At 67.3% G+C, this 547-nt stretch carries 1 protein-coding gene; it reads right to left on the bottom strand.

Annotation, left to right across the window (positions count from 1 at the left end; all coding sequences use genetic code 11):
• Positions 1-80: 80 nt before the first annotated feature.
• A partial coding sequence (locus AB4Y92_RS25400; protein WP_441822135.1) for a nucleotidyltransferase family protein occupies positions 81-547 on the bottom strand: 467 nt, incomplete at its 5' end.

Here is a 547-nt window from a genome sequence, read left to right on the forward strand (position 1 = left end):
GCGCTTCACGGCTCCGCGCGCTGCATCCGCGCCACGACGCGGATAGCTCATGGCCGCTTTCAGCCAAGTCCGCCTGGTCTCTATCCCGTGAGTGCTTTGAGTGCCTCGGGTGTATCGACATCAATCGCAATCGCGGGGTCGTCAAGCGGTACCTCCACGACCGACTCTCCGGCGGCGTCCAGCAGGCGGCGAGCTCCCTGGTCACCCGAGAGCCGCTCCACCGCCGGGAAAAGCGCACGCGACAACAACGCCGGGTTGCCGCGCTGCCCGAACAGCGTTGGCACCACCGCGAGAGCGTCGGGCCGGTCAGCGAAAGCCTCTGCCAGCCGATTGATTACCTGCGGGGTCACGTTCGGCATATCGCCAAGCGAGACCACCGCACCAGGGACATCCTCCGGCAAAGCCCTGAGCCCGGCGCGGACCGAGCTGGAAAGGCCGGCCGCGAAATCGGGGTTGTCCACAAATGCGACATCGAGCCCTGCGAGCGCCGCCCTGACCTCGGCCGCCTGATGCCCAGTGACCACCAATACAGGCGCAGCGCGGGAAG

The sequence above is a fragment of the Lysobacter sp. TAB13 genome (genome assembly GCF_052113885.1).
In the GTDB taxonomy this organism is placed as follows: domain Bacteria; phylum Pseudomonadota; class Gammaproteobacteria; order Xanthomonadales; family Xanthomonadaceae; genus Lysobacter; species Lysobacter gummosus.